This is a genomic window from Pseudomonas siliginis (genome assembly GCF_019145195.1).
GTDB classification, from domain to species: domain Bacteria; phylum Pseudomonadota; class Gammaproteobacteria; order Pseudomonadales; family Pseudomonadaceae; genus Aquipseudomonas; species Aquipseudomonas siliginis.
This window is the reverse complement of sequence record NZ_JAHSTW010000011.1, coordinates 102,779-118,708: the sequence shown is the minus strand read 5'-3', so window position 1 is coordinate 118,708 and position 15,930 is coordinate 102,779. Positions and strand designations below refer to the sequence as shown.

12 protein-coding genes are annotated in these 15,930 nt (G+C 60.9%); 7 read left to right on the top strand and 5 right to left on the bottom strand.

Annotated elements, in window-relative coordinates; translation table 11 throughout:
• Positions 1–180: 180 nt before the first annotated feature.
• Positions 181–1,077 carry an NAD(P)-dependent oxidoreductase gene (locus KVG87_RS21610; RefSeq protein WP_217852497.1) on the top strand — a complete coding sequence of 299 codons (897 nt, stop codon included), beginning with the start codon at positions 181–183 and terminating at the stop codon, positions 1,075–1,077.
• Here KVG87_RS21610 and KVG87_RS21605 read toward each other — a convergent pair.
• Both KVG87_RS21605 and KVG87_RS21600 read right to left on the bottom strand, forming a co-directional pair.
• Complete coding sequence (locus KVG87_RS21605) at positions 968–3,250, bottom strand: putative bifunctional diguanylate cyclase/phosphodiesterase (protein WP_217852494.1); 2,283 nt, start codon at positions 3,248–3,250, stop codon at positions 968–970. The genes KVG87_RS21610 and KVG87_RS21605 overlap by 110 nt on opposite strands.
• Positions 3,251–3,400: 150 nt before the next feature.
• Positions 3,401–3,769, bottom strand: a complete 369-nt coding sequence (locus KVG87_RS21600) for a YkgJ family cysteine cluster protein (RefSeq protein ID WP_024011928.1) — start codon at positions 3,767–3,769, stop codon at positions 3,401–3,403.
• A gap of 301 nt (positions 3,770–4,070) precedes the next feature.
• Between KVG87_RS21600 and KVG87_RS21595 the strand changes: the two genes are divergently transcribed.
• Positions 4,071–5,420 (top strand): spinster family MFS transporter, encoded by a 1,350-nt coding sequence (locus KVG87_RS21595; RefSeq protein ID WP_217852492.1) that lies wholly within the window; start codon positions 4,071–4,073, stop codon positions 5,418–5,420.
• A gap of 191 nt (positions 5,421–5,611) precedes the next feature.
• Here KVG87_RS21595 and rapA read toward each other — a convergent pair whose 3' ends face one another.
• The gene (gene rapA, locus KVG87_RS21590) at positions 5,612–8,458 is read right to left on the bottom strand and encodes an RNA polymerase-associated protein RapA (RefSeq protein WP_217852490.1); all 2,847 of its coding nucleotides are present in this window, start codon (positions 8,456–8,458) and stop codon (positions 5,612–5,614) included.
• 239 nt (positions 8,459–8,697) lie between these two features.
• On the opposite strand from rapA, the gene KVG87_RS21585 reads away from it, so the two are divergent.
• From KVG87_RS21585 to ccoM, 3 genes are all read left to right on the top strand, one after another.
• Positions 8,698–9,039 carry a hypothetical protein gene (locus KVG87_RS21585; protein ID WP_024011931.1) on the top strand — a complete coding sequence of 114 codons (342 nt, stop codon included), beginning with the start codon at positions 8,698–8,700 and terminating at the stop codon, positions 9,037–9,039.
• Between the two features lie 94 nt (positions 9,040–9,133).
• The gene (locus KVG87_RS21580; protein ID WP_016771347.1) at positions 9,134–9,295 is read left to right on the top strand and encodes a hypothetical protein; all 162 of its coding nucleotides are present in this window, start codon (positions 9,134–9,136) and stop codon (positions 9,293–9,295) included.
• 144 nt (positions 9,296–9,439) lie between these two features.
• Positions 9,440–9,553, top strand: coding sequence for a cytochrome c oxidase subunit CcoM (ccoM, locus tag KVG87_RS26055; protein ID WP_016771346.1), 114 nt, complete (start codon positions 9,440–9,442; stop codon positions 9,551–9,553).
• 951 nt (positions 9,554–10,504) lie between these two features.
• On the opposite strand, the gene KVG87_RS21575 is transcribed toward ccoM, so the two are convergent.
• On the bottom strand, positions 10,505–11,980 hold the full coding sequence (locus KVG87_RS21575) for an inorganic phosphate transporter (RefSeq protein WP_016771345.1): 1,476 nt from the start codon (positions 11,978–11,980) through the stop codon (positions 10,505–10,507).
• Positions 11,981–12,350: 370 nt separating this feature from the next.
• Positions 12,351–12,551: a hypothetical protein gene (locus KVG87_RS21570; RefSeq protein ID WP_008080067.1), complete on the bottom strand. Its 201-nt coding sequence runs from the start codon at positions 12,549–12,551 to the stop codon at positions 12,351–12,353.
• Between the two features lie 631 nt (positions 12,552–13,182).
• On the opposite strand from KVG87_RS21570, the gene pcaR reads away from it, so the two are divergent.
• Both pcaR and pcaK read left to right on the top strand, forming a co-directional pair.
• Positions 13,183–14,025 carry a pca regulon transcriptional regulator PcaR gene (gene pcaR / locus KVG87_RS21565; protein ID WP_041478920.1) on the top strand — a complete coding sequence of 281 codons (843 nt, stop codon included), beginning with the start codon at positions 13,183–13,185 and terminating at the stop codon, positions 14,023–14,025.
• 293 nt (positions 14,026–14,318) lie between these two features.
• Positions 14,319–15,665, top strand: a complete 1,347-nt coding sequence (gene pcaK, locus KVG87_RS21560; protein ID WP_073475852.1) for a 4-hydroxybenzoate transporter PcaK — start codon at positions 14,319–14,321, stop codon at positions 15,663–15,665.
• Positions 15,666–15,930 lie beyond the last annotated feature (265 nt).

The window sequence follows — 15,930 nt, the reverse complement described above, 5'->3', positions numbered from 1 at the left end:
GGACTGGGTTGGCCCGCCGAACAGTGCCGGCGAACCTCACGGAATAAGATCTCGCGTCTTGTGTGCGCGAATACGGCCCGGGCGTCGTAGTGCTGGCTGGTCTGATCGCCGGGCGGAATCCTTTCCTGATCGTTGATGAATCGGCCATGATTCGGTGATCTTTAATCGAAAAGAGGCGAAATGATGTCAACGCTACCTTCGTTGGGGTTTGCCGGAATCGGCCTGATGGGCCTGCCCATGTGCCGGCGTCTGCTGGCGGCGGGTTACCCGTTGACGGTGTGGAACCGCAACCCGGACAAGTGCGCACCGCTGGTTGCGGCCGGCGCCCGCCAGGTATCGAGCCCCGCCGAACTGTGCGCGCACGCCGACATCGTCATGCTGTGCCTGGCCGATACCGCCGTGGTGCGTGAAGTGGTGTTTGGCACTGGCGGTATCGCCGAAGGGGCAAAAAACGGCCAGCTATTGGTGGATTTCTCCAGTCTTGAACCGACCGCGACTCGCGAGATGGCCGCAGCGCTGGCTGAGAAAAACGGCATGGGCTGGCTTGACTCACCGGTGTCCGGCGGTGTGGTCGGCGCCGAAGCAGGCAGCCTGGCAATCATGGTCGGTGGTGCAGCGGCAGATCTTGAGCGCGTGCGCCCGGTGCTGCTCAGCCTCGGTCAGCGCGTCACGCACATGGGAGGCGTTGGCGCCGGCCAGGTGACCAAGGCCTGCAACCAGATGATCGTCGCGTGTAATGCGCTGGTGATTGCCGAAGTGGTGGCATTGGCCGAGCAGGCGGGGGTCGATGCCAGTCTGATCGCCGAGGCGCTGGCCGGTGGCTTTGCCGATTCCAAGCCCTTGCAGATCCTTGCTCCGCAAATGGCCGAGAGCCGTTTCGAGCCGATCAAGTGGCACGTGCGCACGCTGCTCAAGGATCTCGACACAGCGGTGAAATTTTCCCGCGAGCAGGGCTCGGCAACGCCAATCAGCGGATTGGCCGCACAATTGATGCGCCTGCATGGGGCGCAAGGCTTTTTAGCGAAGGATCCAGCGACGCTGGTGCAAATGTATCGCGCGCCAGACTCAACGGATTGACCCCGAGCACGGGTTTGCGCTGGTTGATTTCATCGAGCACCGCGCGTAATTCGTCCAGCGGCACCGGGCGGCTGAGCAGATAACCCTGAATGAAGTCGCAGCCCGAACGCTCGAGAAACTCGTATTGCTCCAGGCTCTCGACGCCCTCGGTGACCACCTGCAGATGCAGGGTGTGAGCCATGACGATGATCGCCTGGACGATCTCCATGTCCGCCGTGGCGGTGGGGATGTCGAGGATGAACGAGCGGTCGATCTTCAGGGTGTTCAGCGGCAGGCGCTTGAGGTAGGCCAGCGACGAATAGCCGGTGCCGAAATCATCGATCGACAGCGACACACCGAGGGCGCGGATCTGCCGCAACAGCACCAGAGTGTTGGCAATGTTGCCCATCAAGGCGTTTTCGGTGACCTCCAGTTCCAGGCGTTCCGGGGCAACGCCCGCCGTGTGCAAGGCGTGTTCGATCTCCTCGGCCAGCTCTTCGCGCGCCAGATTCAGCGGCGAGCAGTTCCAGGCGATTTTCAATTCGGCACAACCATGCCGCGACAGCTCGCCAAGATCCTTGCAGGCGCGGCGCAGCACCCAATTGTCCAGTTCGGCGATCAAACCGTTGTTCTCGGCGATACCGATGAAGCGATCCGGTGTGAGCAAACCGTGAACCGGATGCTGCCAGCGAATCAGCGCTTCGAGCTTGGTCACGCGACCGGTTTTCACTTCGAAGATCGGCTGGTAGTAGAGCATCAGCGCGTGGTCTTGCCGTAGCGCACTGCGCAGTTCCTCTTCCAGTTGCAGCTCGAAACTGGCGCGGGTCTTCAGGCTGGAATTGAAGAAGTGCAGACCGTTGCGCCCGGCGCCCTTGGATTGGTACAAGGCCAGGTCGGCGTGCTTGAGCAGCTCTTCGCAAGTGGTGCCGTCTTCTGGGAACAGGCTGATGCCGATGCTGGTGGTCATCACCATGCGCCGGCCGGCCAGTTCGACCGGCTCTTTCATCTTGTGCATGATGCGCTGGGCCATGCCGCGCGCCTCTTCGCGGTCGCGCAGGCTGATGAGAATGCAGAATTCGTCGCCGCCAAAACGCGCGACCACGTCTTCATGGCTGCGCACCGAGCTCTTGATGTGTTGGGCGATGACTTTGAGCAGCGCGTCACCGGCATCATGGCCGAGGCTGTCGTTGATGCGCTTGAAATGGTCGATGTCGAGAAACATCACCGCGAGCATGCCGCCCTCGCTGGTTTTCTGGCTGAGTTTTTCGGCGAACATCTGGTTGAAACCACGGCGGTTGATCAGGTTGGTCAGCGCGTCGTAATTGGCCGCTTGCTGCAGGGACATGCGCGCCTGATCGAGTTGACTGAGCAAGGCGTTGACCCGGCGCAGGTCGTTTTCCTTGTTCTGCAGTTTCTTGTCGGCGAGGGCGGCGCTGATCGCACTGCCGAGTATCAACAGGATGATCAGCGCCACGGTCAGGCCCAGTTGCAAATGCCCGGTTTCACCGCCGCTCGCTGCCAGGGCACCTTCGGGAAGCACCAGATCTAGCGCAGCCATGCCGGTGAAGTGCATGCTGATGATGCCGGCACCGAGAATCAGCGCCGCGCTGTACTTGAGCAATTGATGCGCGACGCCGCTGCCTTCGCTCAAATAGCGGGCTACCCACAGCGCAGTGAAACTGGCGCCGATGGCAATCAGCACCGACAGCGCGAACAGCCCTGGCTGATAGTAGGCGGTGGCGCTCGACTTCATCGCTGCCATGCCGACGTAATGCATGCCCGCGATGCCCAAACCGATGACACATGCGGTCTTGAGGCAATGCAACGCGCTCGGCTGCACCTCACTGAGGGTGTGCATGGCCAGCCACGAGGCGAGCAGGGCGATCAGCAACGACAAGAGGGTAATGCCGAGGTCGTACTGAATATCGATGGGGGTCTGGAAGGCCAGCATGCCGATGAAGTGCATGGCCCAGATGCCGCCGGCCAGGCAGGTCGCGCCGATCCAGCGCCAGATTCGCCGCGACCCCGGATCTTCGGCATGCACCAGGCGCTCTGCCATGTCCAGGGTGGCGAAGCTCGCCGCGCAGGCGACCAGATAGGCCACCATCACCAACAAAGGGTTGTGGCTGCAATCGAGGAGAATCTGCCCGCCCGCCGGCAGCTCGGCAACAAACTGCAAACCAAGCCACTCCATAGCATGCCCCGTCTCGGATTGATCTGGCCCTTGCGTCAATCAACGCAGGCGAATGAAAGCAGTATAGAGGCGGTTTTCCGGCTGCAAGCCGTAGTGGCACATTGGTGGTAATGATTTTGCCATTAGCCTCATAGCGATTCGCGCTAAGGCTCAGGCAATGCGCTCCAAGGGCAGGTCGTTCCAGTGCGGCGGCAAGGGCGGCAGGCCGTGGGCAGCGCGGGCCTTGTCGCAGTCCGGGTTGTGTTCGCCGTTCTCCCACGACGCCTCGAACTCACGACACGTACTCGAGCGCTTGTCATAGATCGTGCAGGCCACAGCGCTGCCGACCTCACCCGCCAGGGACATGCAACGCGCCGGTTTGCGATCGGTGCCGATCATTGCCACCCGGCTCGGGGTGATCTGCGCGACCAGTTCATCGGGCACCGTCCCGCCAGAGGATGAGCACTCACCCCAGAAAAAAGACACGCGAAAATGGGAACAGCAGGCACCGCAATTCAGACACGGACTGGCTTCGGACATGGGCGGGGGTATCAAAGGGATTGATCGGAAGATCCGGACGGATCCGGCGGCCATTCTAGACTTTGCCATGGCGTTGGGAAGGGGGGCGCGAAACTATTTTTTTGTCGCCGGATTTTGCCGCGAAAGCCCCGTATGGCGGGGGATTCCAGAGTTATCAAGGGCTTACGTTTCGTTACAGTGCGATGGGTCGATATCAGGTTGACGAATGATGACAGACAGCCCCCGCGCGGCTGACTAGATTGCAGGTTCCGGGCTCGACGCGCTGGCAGTGAAGCCCTCATAACAATAAAGAGACGGACCCATGCAGAACTCGACCCAAGCGGCGAATGCCTGGCGCATTCTGTTCCTGCTGTTCCTCGCCAACCTGTTCAATTTCTTCGATCGCACCATCCCGGCGATCATCATCGAACCGATCCGCATGGAGTGGCACCTCAGCGACTTTCAGCTGGGCATCATCGGCACTGCGTTCACCATCGTTTACGCCATTGCCGGCCTGCCACTCGGGCGCATGGCCGACACCGGTTCACGCAGCAAGCTGATGGGCTGGGGCCTTGCCACCTGGAGTGCGCTGACTGCGGTCAACGGTATGGTCGGCAGTTTCTGGAGCTTTTTGATCGTGCGCATGGGCATCGGCATCGGCGAAGCCAGTTATGCACCAGCGGCCAACTCGCTGATCGGCGATCTGTTTCCGGCGCACCGTCGGGCGCGGGCGATGGGTATTTTCATGCTTGGCCTGCCGCTGGGGCTGCTGCTGGCGTTCTTCACCATCGGCGCGATGGTCAAGGCCTTCGACAGCTGGCGCGCGCCGTTCTTCATCGCCGCCGTGCCGGGGCTGATCCTCGCGGTGTTCATGTTCTTCATCAAAGAGCCGAAACGCGGCGCGGCTGAAACCGTGCAGGTCTCGCAAGAGAAAGTCGACAGGCCTATCCGCCGCGTTCTCGCTGTGCCGACCTTCCTGTGGCTGGTGATGGCCGGGCTGTGCTTCAACTTCGCGACCTATGCCTGCAACTCGTTTCTGGTGCCGATGCTGCAACGCTATTTCCTCATGCCGTTGCAGGAGGCGGCGGTGGCCACGGGCGTGATCGTCGGCGTCACCGGATTGGTCGGGCTGACCCTTGGCGGCTGGATCGCCGACAAGATTCACCAGCGCTTCGCCAGTGGGCGGCTGCTGTTTGCCGCGTTCAGTCTGATCATTTCAACGTTGTGCACAGCCTGGGCGCTGCATGCCGGGCGCATTGAGATCGGCGTGTTCGTCGCGGTGTTCAGCGTCGGCTGGCTGTTCGCTTACAACTTCTATACCTGCGTGTACACGGCGATTCAGGACGTCGTCGAACCGCGCCTGCGGGCGACGGCGATGGCATTGTTCTTTGCCGGTCTGTATCTGCTCGGCGGCGGGTTGGGGCCAGTGGTCGTGGGTGGGCTGTCGGATCACTTCGCGCATACGGCAATGCTGGCGGCGGGGGCTGAGCAGATGACCGAAGCGTTCAAGGCTGTCGGCCTGCATGACGCGATGTACCTGATCCCGGTGGCGCTGTTCCTGACCATGGTCTTTCTGTTTCTGGCATCGCGGTGCTTTGTGCGGGATGCGCAGCGGATGAAGGAGGGTTTGGTGGCGGTGGTTGAGCCTGAAATTTCTCCGGCGACTGCCTGACCGTTTTCGCGAGCAGGCTCGCTCCCACATGATCGTTCCCACGCTCTGCGTGGGAATGCCTCAAGGGACGCTCTGCGTTCCAGCTTTGGTAGGGACGCGGAGCGTCCCGGGCTGCATTCCCACGCAGAGCGTGGGAACGATCGGCCCGCATCACTGCGGGCCTCTTGGTTTTCAGCGGTGGAGCGGGGCGGTTAACCCGCTACCAGCACCCGAATCGCTTCCAGGCGCAGCGCCGCTTTGTCGAGCATCGCCAGACCCTGCTCACGCTGAGTGCGCAACGCCTCCAGTTCGCTGTCGCGCACGGTCGGGTTGACCGCTTGCAACGCGGTCAGGCGCGCCAGTTCTTCGTCGGTGTCGGCGGCCAGACGACGGCGCGCTTCGGCCACACGCTCGGCGTGACGCGGGGCGATCTTTTCTTCGCCGGCATTGATCCGAGGCGTCAGCTGATCGCGCTGGGCCTGGATGAACTTGTTGGCGCTGGCACGCGGCACGCTTTCCAGCTGATCGTTGAGGGTTTCGAACGACACCCGTGGCGACAGGTCATTGCCATTGGCATCGAGCAGGCAACGCAGCGCCGCCGGTGGCAGGTAGCGACCCAGTTGCAGCGAGCGCGGTGCGACCACTTCGCTGACGTACAGCAATTCGAGCAACACGGTGCCCGGCTTCAGCGCCTTGTTCTTGATCAGCGCGACGGCGGTGTTGCCCATCGAACCGGACAGCACCAGATCCATGCCGCCCTGCACCATTGGGTGTTCCCAGGTGATGAACTGCATGTCTTCGCGCGACAGCGCCTGGTTGCGGTCGTAAGTGATGGTCACGCCTTCGTCGTCGCCGAGCGGGAAACTGGCGTCGAGCATCTTCTCGCTCGGCTTGAGGATCAGGGCGTTTTCCGAGTGGTCTTCGCTGTCGATGCCGAAGGCGTCGAACAGGGTTTCCATGTAGATCGGCAGGGCGAACTGATCGTCCTGCTCGAGAATCGCCTCGACCAGCGCTTCACCTTCGCCAGCGCCACCGGAGTTGAGTTCCAGCAGACGGTCGCGGCCGGTGTGCAGCTCGGCTTCGAGACGTTCACGCTCGGCGCGTGCTTCGTCGATCAGCGCTTGCCACTCGCCGTCATCGGCTTCTTCGAGCAGCGGCAGCAGGCGTGGGCCGAACTGATGCTGCAAGGCGTTGCCGGTCGGGCAGGTGTTGAGGAAGGCGTTGAGCGCCTCGTGGTACCACTGGAACAGGCGCTCTTGCGGGCTGGTTTCCAGGTACGGCACGTGCAGTTCGATGATGTGCTTCTGGCCGATCCGGTCGAGACGGCCGATGCGCTGCTCGAGCAGGTCCGGGTGCGACGGCAGATCGAACAGCACCAGATGGTGAGCGAACTGGAAGTTGCGACCCTCACTGCCGATTTCCGAGCAGATCAGCACTTGCGCGCCGAACTCTTCATCAGCGAAGTAGGCGGCGGCGCGGTCACGCTCAAGGATGTTCATGCCTTCGTGGAACACCGTGGCCGGGATGCCGGAACGCACGCGCAACGCGTCTTCCAGGTCCATCGCGGTTTCGGCGTGGGCGCAGATCACCAGCACCTTGGTGCGCTTGAGCATTTTCAGCTGATCGATCAGCCACTCGACGCGCGGATCGAATTTCCACCAGCGCTCTTCTTCGCTGGCGTCCGGCTGCGCCTGGAAGCTGACTTCCGGGTACAGCTCGGCGTGTTCGCCCAGCGGCAGTTCGAGGTATTCGTCCGGGCACGGCAACGGGTACGGGTGCAGTTTGCGCTCCGGGAAACCCTGCACTGCGGCGCGGGTATTACGGAACAGCACGCGGCCGGTGCCGTGGCGATCGAGCAGCTCACGCACGAGGCGGGCGCTGGCTTCAGTATCGCCATCGTTGACGGCGGTGAGCAGGGCTTCGCCTTCGTTGCCGAGGAAACCGTGAATGGTCTTGTGCGCTTCGGCGGAGAGACGGCCCTTGTCGAGCAGTTCCTGCACCGCTTCGGCGACCGGGCGATAGTTGTCGCTCTCGGCGCGGAACGCGGCCAGGTCGTGGAAACGGTTCGGGTCGAGCAGGCGCAGACGGGCGAAGTGGCTGTCCTGACCGAGTTGTTCCGGGGTGGCGGTGAGCAGCAGCACGCCGGGAATCACTTCGGCCAGTTGCTCGACCAGCGAGTATTCCGCGCTGGCCTTGTCTTCGTGCCACACCAGATGGTGCGCTTCGTCCACCACCATCAGGTCCCAACCGGCAGCGAACAAGGCGTCCTGCGCCTTCTCGTCGTCGACCAGCCACTCCAGCGCGACCAGCGCCAGTTGCGTGTCTTCGAACGGGTTGGTGGCATCGCTTTCGATAAAGCGTTCTTCGTCGAACAGCGCGACCTGCAGATTGAAGCGGCGGCGCATCTCCACCAGCCACTGATGCTGGAGGTTTTCCGGGACCAGGATCAGCACGCGGTTGGCGCGGCCCGAAAGCAGTTGGCGATGGATGACCAGACCGGCTTCGATGGTTTTACCCAGACCTACTTCGTCCGCCAGCAGTACGCGCGGGGCGATGCGGTCGGCGACTTCGCGGGCGATGTGCAACTGGTGCGCGATCGGTTGCGCACGCACGCCGCCCAGACCCCACAGCGAGGACTGCAACTGACGGCTGGTGTGTTCAAGGGTGTTGTAGCGCAGGGAGAACCACGACAGCGGGTCGATCTGCCCGGCGAACAGACGGTCGCTGGCGAGGCGGAACTGAATGAAGTTCGACAGCTGGGTTTCCGGCAGGGTGACGACTTCGTTCTGCCCGTTGAGGCCGTGATAGACCATCAGCCCGTCGACGTCGTCGACCTGCTGCACGGTCATCTTCCAGCCTTCGAAATGGGTGATGGAGTCGCCCGGCGAGAACCGCACGCGGGTCAGGGGCGCATTCCGTAGCGCGTACTGGCGGGTTTCGCCAGTGGCCGGGTAAAGCACGGTCAACAAGCGGCCGTCCTGTGCCAGAACGGTGCCTAAACCAAGCTCTGCTTCGCTGTCACTGATCCAGCGTTGCCCCGGTTGATACTGCTGCGCCATGCTGCCTGACTCCCACCTTGAAAAAGCGGGCTATCTTAACGGAATGCGACCCTGAGGGCCAAAGGAATAGGAGCAGCGGCAAGCTTTTAGCTTCTAGCTGCGAGCTGAAGCCGAGGCGTCATGTGTCGCTTTTTTCAAGCGGCAGGGCACCAGTCAGTGTCTACCGGGTCACAAGTTTGCGACAGGCGGCTCAAGGCGCCTGCACCCCAGCCGATAGCCTGCAGACAGGAGACCTTTATATGTTGCCACCGATGCTCCCCTTGAGCGCCGTGCCGATCACTTCCCAGCAGGATCCGATCCGCCAGCGGCCGGACATCCCGCCGGTGGTGCCGGTGCAGGAAAGCTCCAACGAAAGCACGATCGATCTGCAGAAGCGTGATCCGGAAGAGGATCGTCTGCTGGCGCGCGAAGAACAGCGTCGTCAACAGGAACGTGACCGCCGACGCCGCGAGGCGGATGAAGATCCTGAAGAGCATCTGGCCGTGCCGGGTACCGAGTTGAACGCCGACAACACCGTGCCGGTGGTGCCGTTGATAGATGATCAGCCGCGTCAGGGCTTGTGGGTCGATATCGAGATTTGAGCAGTGACTGGTCAGCGCCAGCGCCAAGCGTCATGATTGGCGTAATCCTGTCGGTGACGGCAGCTGTGATCTCTTCTGCGATGTGCCCGACGCCATGAGCCAAGACGACAAACTGATCGACCTCAGCACTGAACGCGCCAAGCGTGTGCATGACCTCAACGAGAAGCGCCTGAACGAAGTGCGCCAGGCTTTCGAGCAGGCGATGCCGTTGGGAAAAGCCAAGAAAAAGTCGAAGAACAAGCCGAAAAAGCGTTGATCTCCCGCTGCATTGGTTGATGCAGATCAGTTATTTCCCCTCCTTTATTTCCCTTCGTTGCGGATATTGATCCTGGTCAATATGTGCGCCTGTGTGTTTGTTAATTTGAATCCATCGCAGCAAAGCAGGGCCGGGAGGTCAGTCATGTTTTTCGATAACGTGGTGTTTGCCGGGGTTCTCACGGTGGGGCTCATGGTGCTGTTTTTTGCAGGGTTTGGATTTTTTATCTGGAAGGATGCGCATAAGCGGCGCAAGTGAGTTCTTCTGGATTGATGGGCACGCAAGGCATTTTGGGGCGACTTCGGTTGCCCCTTTTTTTGTGCGTTGGCGGCCTTGGCGGCCTTTGGGCCGACCAGACTGTTGGGGTTTTGGGTGAATATCCGTTGCTTCGGGTGTGGCGGCTGGCGGTTTCGCCCTTACGGCGAGTCACCTTTTTCAAACGCCAAAAAGGTAACCCAAAAGGCTTGCTCCTACGTTCGGCCCTCGCAGGCTCGGGTTCCTTCGCTCCGGGACTGATCCGGGCGCAGCGGCTCCGGTTTGCTTCGCTGCACCTCCTTCCGCTGTGTCTGGCTGCGCCAGACGGTCGCTGCGCTCCCACGCCCGGATCAATCCCTCCGCTCAGCCTTCCGACGTCGCCGGTGGATCAAGATCAAAAGCGGTACTCGAGCTTGCGCTCATTGTTGAGTGGTGCGGCTTCGCCGCGGGCAGCTGCGCTGCTTTGCTTTTGCTTTTGTGGGAGCGAGCCTGCTCGCGAAGGCGGCCCGACAGCCGACCTGGTCTTGTAGCACGCGATCCAACTGTAGGAGCCGCCGAAGGCTGCGATCTTTTGATCTGGCTCTTGATCTGGCTTTTGCTTTGCTTCGGCTTTTGATCTTTTGCCCCTTCGGCAGGCTTCGTTACGGGATCGATCCGGGGGTGGGAGCGCAGCGACCGTACGACGCAGTCGTACACAGCGAGTGTAGGTGCAGCGAAGCCAACCGGAGCCGCTGCGCCCGGATCGGTCCCGTAACGAAGGTACCCCGAGCCCCAGCGAGCGGGCCGTACGCCGGGGCAAAGCCTTATGCTTACTTTTTGGCGTTTGAAAAAGTGAGTCGCTGTAAGAGCGAAACCGCCAGCGGCAGCACCCGCAGCAACGGATATGCCCCCAATCCAAAAAACAAAAAAGGCGCGATTCCAAAGAATCGCGCCTCCTTCAAAAGCAGCTAAAGATCAACTACCCAAAGCCTTCGAAGCCAACCAGAACAACCCGGCCGACAGCGCCACGGTCGCTGGCAAGGTCAGTACCCAGGCCAGCAGAATAGTCTTGACCGTGCCACCCTGCAGGCCGCTTTTATTGGCAACCATGGTCCCGGCCACACCCGAAGACAACACATGAGTGGTCGACACTGGCAGGCTGAAGATGTTGGCCATGCCGATCAAACTGGCGGTGGTGATCTGCGCCGACATGCCCTGGGAATAGGTCATGCCCTGCTTGCCGATCTTCTCGCCAATGGTCAGCACTACGCGCTTCCAGCCGACCATGGTGCCCAGGCCCAGTGCCAGGGCGACCGCCAGAATCACCCAGAACGGCGCGTATTCAGTGGTGGTGGTCAGGTCTTTGCGCAGCTTGTCGAGGTCAGCCTTTTCACGGGCTTCCAGGCCAGGCAGCTTGCCGACTTTCTTCGCCGTGTCGTCCAGGCAGAGCAGGTAGCGACGCACTTCGATGCGGCTGTCCGACGACAGCGAATGATAGTCCGCTACACCTTTAAGGGTGTGCAGCAGGGCGGTGATGGTCGGTTCGGTCTGCTGCGGGTTGCAGCGGAATTTCTCCGGCAGGTCGCCTTCCACGCTCTTGCCCAAGGCCAGGAATTCACCCAGCGAATCGGCGTTGCGCTGGTAGAACTGGCTCAGGTGCAGGGTCGCGTCGCGGGTGCGTTCGATCTGGTAGGTGGTGCTGTTCAGGTCGAGTACGAACTGCGCCGGGACGATACCGATCAGCACCAGCATGATCAGGCCGATGCCTTTCTGGCCGTCGTTGGAACCGTGCACGAAGCTCACGGCCATGGCCGAGATCACCAGGACCAGACGGTTCCAGAACGGTGGGTGCTTTTTGTCGTCGATCTTGCGACGCTGTTCCGGCGTCTTGTGCATCTTCGACAGCGGGCGCCACCATTTCAGGCCGATCAGCACCAGCGCGGCGATGAGGAAGCCGGCCATTGGCGAGAACACCAGCGAGGCGCCGATGTCGATCGCTTTCTGCCAGTTCACGCCATCTCTCAACGGAATGTCGTTGATCAGCGCGTTGGCCAGGCCGACACCGAGGATCGAGCCGATCAGAGTGTGCGAGCTGGAAGCCGGGATACCGAAGTACCAGGTGCCCAAATTCCAGGCGATTGCCGCGGCGAGCAACGAGAACACCATCGCCAGGCCATGGCCGGTGTTCACATTGATCAGCAGTTCAACCGGCAGCAGGTGGACGATGGCATACGCCACACCCACGCCGCCCAGCAGCACGCCGAGGAAATTGAACACACCGGAAAAGAACACCGCCAGGTGTGGCGGCATGGCTTTGGTGTAGATAACAGTGGCTACCGCGTTAGCGGTGTCATGAAATCCATTGATGAACTCGAAGGCGAGGACAAACGTCAGGGCGAGCAAGAGGCTCACAAGCACCCAAGCATCCAGTCCGCTGAATAAATCGATCATGAAGGTTTTCTGACCCGGTCGTAAGGGGGCGCGATTATGCCAGAAAAGACAGGAAATCGATGCCCCGTCTGCTCACTGGTCACACCCTTCTTCGATTTAATTTGTTGCAGGGCGTGAAAACCAAGCAGCACGCAGGGTTTTTCAACTAATTGATTTTATTGAATAAACTATATTTTCGAGCCGTTTTTTCAGACATCGCAAAGGCTCAAACGCTTGTCTGAAATATCTCTGAAACCTGTGGGACGCTCGTTCATAAGACGCAAAACAGCGATGCAGCCGCTGCCCGCGGTTAACGGGCGCGCGAGGTGTCGTCTTCCACCGCGCTGTGGCTCAGGCGGACGTCGACTTTCGAATGCTCAACCGCCGTGGCTCATGGCTCTTCGGCTTTGAGTTCCTTTTCGATCTTTTCGATTTCCTGCTTGAACACCTGATCCTGGACAGTAGGGCGCTTGCGCCATGCCTTGCGTTCCGGTTCCGGCTGAGCGGCGTAGGTGGTGACTTCCCCGCCGTAAACTTCCTTGTAACGTTGTTCCTGGCGCTCTAGTTCCGCGCGCAGTTCGTCTTTTGTCACGGTGCTACCTGTATGAGTTGAATTGAATATCCGGTGAAACACACTGCAACGAGTCAATTGCGCGCCCCCACCAGTCATCCACAGCCCGATCAGGCGCGGAGACATTGCAGAGGCGATCAAGACTTCCGTGTTACAGGCGGCTACGGCACCAGATAAAAACTGACGCAGCATCAGTTTCCTGTTTCAGCGAGCGCTGGCGTTGCATGTGTGATGGGCGCCGGGCGCTGGCCGGAGCTGAGACGAAGGACCTCGTTTCAGCAAGTCGCGGGCTTTTGATTAAAGCGGCGCGACTAGGGTGCATTATAGCGGCCGATTCGGGAATGACTATCTTTGCCAAGTTAAAAACGGTTCTGAATGTGTGATGGTTTTGTTGCTGGCAACTTTTGCCGCTAGTTAAGTGTAAAGACAGCGTTATAGAACCGGCGTTCTGTTTTTGGCGCCATTAACTGGAACAACTAAGTTGCGAGCAGAATCGCTAATGCTGCCTCGAAGATGAAGAGGAGGGCGGGGCACTGGATTGCGATTATCGGTCTGCGGTTCGATAATCGCCCAATGTTGGCGCCCCGGTGCTTGTGCATCGCGCGGTGAGCCGTTTGACTAGGCATCGATGCGTGCCGGACAAGGACAAGAAATGAACGATCAAATGCGCAACTCCTTTACGTCGGTGGCGCCGCCCATCGTCGCCTCGCCGGCCAAGCGCATTCAGGCGCTGACCGGTGATCCGGATTTCATGACGTCCCTGGCCCGTGGTCTGGCGGTGGTGCAGGCGTTTCAGGAACGCAAACGCCACCTGACCATCGCGCAGATCAGCCACCGCACGGAAATCCCTCGCGCCGCCGTGCGCCGTTGCCTGCACACGCTGATCAAGCTCGGCTACGCCACCACCGACGGCCGCACCTATTCGCTGCTGCCGAAAGTGCTGACCCTCGGCCACGCCTATCTGTCCTCGACACCGCTGGCCGTCTCTGCCCAACCGTATCTGGACCGCATGAGCGAGCAACTGCACGAGGCCTGCAACATGGCGACGCTGGAGGGCGATGACATTCTCTATATCGCGCGTTCGGCGACCACTCAGCGATTGATCTCGGTCGACCTTTCCGTCGGCGGGCGGTTGCCGGCGTATTGCACGTCGATGGGGCGGATTCTGCTAGCGGCACTGGATGACACTTCCCTGGGCGAATACCTCGACCACGCCGAACTGGTGGCCAAGACCAGCCGCACCATCCATACCTCCGACGCTTTGCTCGAATGTTTGCAGCAGGTGCGGCAGCAGGGCTGGTGCATTGTCGATCAGGAACTGGAACAGGGCCTGCGCTCGATCGCTGTGCCGGTGTACGACGCCTCCGGGCAAGTGGTCGCCGCGCTGAATGTCAGCACCCACGCCGGGCGAGTCAGCCGCGCGGAACTGGAGCAGCGCTTCTTGCCCGGCCTGCTCAGCGCCAGTCGCGACCTCAGTGCGCAGTTGTTCGCCTGAGGAAGCTGTTCGATAAACGCACAGTGTTGCGTTTATCGAATTGACGCTAAAACCCTCGGATCATTAATGTCGCGGCAGCGTCATCCGGCGCTGACGTGAATGAGCTCGCCGGACTGTCGACCCCATAATAATGACAAGAGGCAACTCACCATGCGCTCGCTCCCCGACTGTCTGTATCCCACCCGTTGTTGCCGGGTTCACCGCAACGCCTGATTACAACCTTCTATTCTTGTGACCGTGCCTTCCTTTGGCCGGCCGCCGTTCGACTGCGTTTTTTGCGTGGAATAAAAATAATGAACCAGCCTCAGTCCGCTGTGGGTAACTGCCTCGATGTGCAGACCTTCATCAACGCCCAACCGATCTCGCGCTATCAGTGGCGAGTGGTGATCCTGTGTTTCCTGATCGTATTTCTCGACGGCCTCGACACCGCCGCCATGGGTTTCATCGCCCCGGCGCTGTCGCAAGACTGGGGCATCGACCGCGCGAGCCTCGGCCCGGTGATGAGTGCCGCGCTGATCGGCATGGTCTTCGGTGCACTCGGCTCCGGCCCTCTGGCTGACCGCTTCGGGCGCAAAGTCGTACTCGTCGGCGCGGTGATTCTGTTCGGCGGCTTCAGCCTGGCCTCGGCCTACAGCACCAACGTCGAGCAACTGCTGGTGTTGCGCTTCCTCACCGGCCTCGGTCTCGGCGCGGGCATGCCCAACGCGACGACGCTGCTTTCGGAATACACACCCGAGCGCAAGAAGTCGCTGCTGGTGACCAGCATGTTCTGCGGCTTCAACCTCGGCATGGCCGGCGGCGGTTTCATCTCGGCAAAACTGATCCCGGCCTTCGGCTGGCACGCGCTGCTGATGATCGGTGGCATCCTGCCGCTGATCCTCGCCGTGGTATTGGTGTTCTGGCTGCCGGAATCGGCGCGCTACCTGGTGGTGCGCAACCGTGGCACCGACAAAGTACGCAAGACCCTCGCGCCGATCGACCCGGTTACCGTTGCCCAGGCTGCGAGCTTCAGCGTGCCGGAACAGAAGACCGTCAAGGCGCGCAATGTCTTTGCGGTGATCTTCTCCGGCACTTACAGCACCGGCACGCTGCTGTTGTGGCTGACCTATTTCATGGGCTTGGTGATCGTCTACCTGCTGACCAGTTGGCTGCCGACGCTAATGCGCGACAGCGGCGCGAGCATGGAACAGGCCGCGTTCATCGGTGCGTTGTTCCAGTTTGGCGGCGTGTTGAGCGCGGTCGGGGTGGGCTGGGCGATGGACCGCTTCAATCCGCACAAGGTCATCGGCATTTTCTACCTGCTGGCCGGGGTGTTTGCCTACGCCGTGGGGCAAAGCCTGGGCAACATCACCTTGCTGGCGACGCTGGTACTGGTGGCGGGCATGTGCGTCAACGGCGCGCAATCGGCGATGCCGTCATTGGCAGCACGCTTCTACCCGACTCAAGGCCGCGCGACCGGTGTGTCGTGGATGCTCGGCATCGGCCGCTTCGGCGCGATTCTTGGCGCGTGGATGGGCGCAACCTTGCTCGGCCTGGGCTGGAATTTCGAGCAAGTGCTGACCGCACTGGTGATTCCGGCGGGGTTGGCGACGGCGGCGGTGCTGATCAAGGGCATGGTCAGTCATGCGGATGCGACCTGAGTCGGGCGCAGATCGTTATTGAACAGGCTGGCCCCTTCGCGAGCAGGCTCGCTCCCACATTCTGGAATGCATTCCAAGGTGGGAGCGAGCCTGCTCGCGAAGCTTTTGATCTGATTGTTAGCTGAACAACAATCTGTTCGATAAACGAACACTCAGTCGATTATCGGATTGTTTGGCGAATTTCCCGAGCTTAATCTTCAGTGACTCCGGCGCTGAACCTCGCGCCTTTTTATCACTGGCGATTCCTTACAAGAACAGGAGCCCG

Coding starts and splice junctions, on each gene's coding strand:
- KVG87_RS21605 (WP_217852494.1), bottom strand. CDS start 3,250: ATGGAGTGGCTTGGTTTGCAGTTTGTTGCCGAGCTGCCGGCGGGCGGG.
- KVG87_RS21580 (WP_016771347.1), top strand. CDS start 9,134: ATGAGCCAAGACGACAAACTGATCGACCTCAGCACTGAACGCGCCAAG.
- KVG87_RS21600 (WP_024011928.1), bottom strand. CDS start 3,769: ATGTCCGAAGCCAGTCCGTGTCTGAATTGCGGTGCCTGCTGTTCCCAT.
- KVG87_RS21585 (WP_024011931.1), top strand. CDS start 8,698: ATGTTGCCACCGATGCTCCCCTTGAGCGCCGTGCCGATCACTTCCCAG.
- pcaK (WP_073475852.1), top strand. CDS start 14,319: ATGAACCAGCCTCAGTCCGCTGTGGGTAACTGCCTCGATGTGCAGACC.
- KVG87_RS21610 (WP_217852497.1), top strand. CDS start 181: ATGATGTCAACGCTACCTTCGTTGGGGTTTGCCGGAATCGGCCTGATG.
- rapA (WP_217852490.1), bottom strand. CDS start 8,458: ATGGCGCAGCAGTATCAACCGGGGCAACGCTGGATCAGTGACAGCGAA.
- ccoM (WP_016771346.1), top strand. CDS start 9,440: ATGTTTTTCGATAACGTGGTGTTTGCCGGGGTTCTCACGGTGGGGCTC.
- KVG87_RS21575 (WP_016771345.1), bottom strand. CDS start 11,980: ATGATCGATTTATTCAGCGGACTGGATGCTTGGGTGCTTGTGAGCCTC.
- pcaR (WP_041478920.1), top strand. CDS start 13,183: ATGAACGATCAAATGCGCAACTCCTTTACGTCGGTGGCGCCGCCCATC.
- KVG87_RS21595 (WP_217852492.1), top strand. CDS start 4,071: ATGCAGAACTCGACCCAAGCGGCGAATGCCTGGCGCATTCTGTTCCTG.